This is a genomic window from Phenylobacterium sp., assembly GCF_031360265.1.
GTDB lineage: Bacteria > Pseudomonadota > Alphaproteobacteria > Caulobacterales > Caulobacteraceae > Phenylobacterium.
In genome coordinates, this window is sequence record NZ_JANMBF010000095.1 from 1 (window position 1) to 2,287 (window position 2,287).

2 protein-coding genes are annotated in these 2,287 nt (G+C 68.3%); one reads left to right on the forward strand and one right to left on the reverse strand.

Going from position 1 to position 2,287, the window contains the following annotated elements; translation table 11 throughout:
- On the reverse strand, positions 1 to 1,191 hold a 1,191-nt coding region (lepA, locus tag RMN86_RS08200), incomplete at its 3' end, for a translation elongation factor 4 (protein ID WP_309605344.1).
- A 161-nt stretch (positions 1,192 to 1,352) separates the two neighbouring features.
- Here lepA and RMN86_RS08205 point away from each other — a divergent pair.
- The gene (locus RMN86_RS08205; RefSeq protein WP_309605345.1) at positions 1,353 to 2,063 is read left to right on the forward strand and encodes a DUF1134 domain-containing protein; all 711 of its coding nucleotides are present in this window, start codon (positions 1,353 to 1,355) and stop codon (positions 2,061 to 2,063) included.
- The last annotated feature ends 224 nt before the right edge of the window (positions 2,064 to 2,287 follow it).

Sequence of the window (2,287 nt, forward strand, 5' to 3'; positions counted from 1 at the left end):
CGGATCGGGCATGTCGGCAGGGTTGTGCAGCTCGAGCTCAGAGCCATCGTTGAGGCCGATCTTGTAGATCACGCTGGGCGCCGTCGCGATCAGGTCGAGGTCGAACTCGCGGCTCAGCCGCTCCTGGATGATCTCCAGGTGGAGCAACCCTAAGAACCCGCAGCGGAAGCCGAAGCCGAGCGCCGCGGAGGTCTCCATCTCATAGCTGAACGAGGCGTCGTTCAGGCGCAGGCGGCCGATGGCCGCGCGCAGGTCCTCGAAATCGGCGGCGTCCACGGGAAAGAGACCGCAGAACACCACCGGCTGGACGTCGCGGAAACCCGCCAGGGCCTGCGCCGCCGGGCGCTTCTCGTCGGTGATGGTGTCGCCGACCGCGGCGTGGGCCACTTCCTTGATCTGGGCGGTGATGAAGCCGATCTCGCCCGGCCCCAGGCTCTCGACCTCGGTGCGCTTGGGATTGAACACGCCGATGCGGTCGATCAGGTGAGTCGAACCCTGCTGCATCATCTGCACCCGCTGGCCCTTGCGCAGCGACCCGTCGATCACCCGGACCAGCACGACGACGCCCAGGTAGGCGTCATACCAAGCGTCGACCAGCAGCGCCTTCAAGGGCGCGGCCGCATCCCCCTTCGGCGCGGGCAGGCGGTGGACGATGGCCTCCAGCAGCTCATGGATGCCGGCCCCCGTTTTCGCCGAGGTGAGGATCGCGCCCGAGGCGTCCAGGCCGATGACGTCCTCGATCTGCTGGCGGATCCGCTCGGGCTCGGCGGCCGGCAGGTCGATCTTGTTCAGGACCGGGACGATCTCGTGATTGTTGTCGATGGCCTGGTAGACGTTGGCCAGGGTCTGGGCCTCGACGCCCTGGCTCGCGTCCACCACCAGGATCGAGCCCTCGCAGGCGGCGAGGCTGCGAGAGACCTCGTAGGCGAAGTCCACGTGGCCGGGGGTGTCCATCAGGTTCAGGACATAGGTCTCGCCGTCGTCGGCCTTGTAGCTCAGCCGCACGGTCTGGGCCTTGATGGTGATCCCGCGCTCGCGCTCGATGTCCATGTTGTCGAGCACCTGCTCGGTCATCTCGCGCTGGGTCAGCGCGCCGGTCTCCTGGATCAGCCGGTCCGACAGCGTCGATTTGCCGTGGTCGATGTGGGCGACGATGGAGAAATTGCGGATGTGGTCGAGCGGGGTGGTCATGCTGCGCCCGCCTCTAGCACATTCCTTCGCGGTTGCGAGATGTCGCCGCCGCCCGGCGGGCTCCGCGGGGCCCGAACACGGTTAATCGGGCGTTAAGGCGACCTCGTCCATCAGGATCGCCGGGCGGAGCTGGATTTCAGACTGAGGAGGCCTTTGCGCCCATGGACCGTCGCATCCTGATCCTGTCCGGCGCCGCCGCGCTGGGGGCCGCCAGCCTGGCCAAGTCCGAGCCGATCCAGCTGCCGCCGGCGCGTCCGCGCGCCGCGCCCCCGCCGCCGACCCCGCCCAACGCCACGCCGACCTATCCGACCGCCGGCCCCACGGCGACGCCGCCCCCAGGCGTCACAAGGGGTTCAGCAACGGGCGTCGCGCCCGCGCCCGGCAAGGCCGAGCCCTATTCGCAGGACGAGATCGTCAACTCCGTCTCCGACTTCCTGGGCGTCACCGCCGAGGCGGCCGGCGGCGCGGTGGAGCGCATCTTCGTCAACAACGGCCGGCCCACCGCCTACATCGCCGGTGAGGAGGGCTCGGGCGCCATCGGCGTCGGCGCGCGCTATGGCCGGGGCATGCTCTACATGAAGGGCCGCGAGCCGATGGAGGTCTATTGGCAGGGTCCGTCGGTGGGCTGGGATTTCGGCGGCAACGCCAGCCGGGTGTTCACCCTCTGCTACGACCTCGACGACGCCCGCGACATCTTCCAGCGGTTCCCCGGCGTGGAGGGTTCGGCCTATTTCATCGGCGGCCTGGGCGTGAACTACCAGCGCGCCAACGACATCGTGCTGGCCCCGATCCGCGCCGGCGTCGGCTTCCGCCTGGGCGCCAACGTCGGCTACCTGGCCTACACCAAGAAGCGCCACCCCTTCCCGTTCTGAAGTCACCCCTGCTCGTCATCGGCCGGCTCGTCCGGGCGACCTATGATCTCGGCGATGCAGCAGGGCGCGCCGCAGCGCCGCCCAATCCCATTTTCAGCACGAAGATCATATGGGTGGCCAGGACAAGCCGGGCCATGACGTTACTTAAGGAATTCCGCAACATGAGGGGATTTCTAACCTGCGGAGCCGCCCCGCCCCTCAGTGCTTGTCGGTCTTGCCGGCCA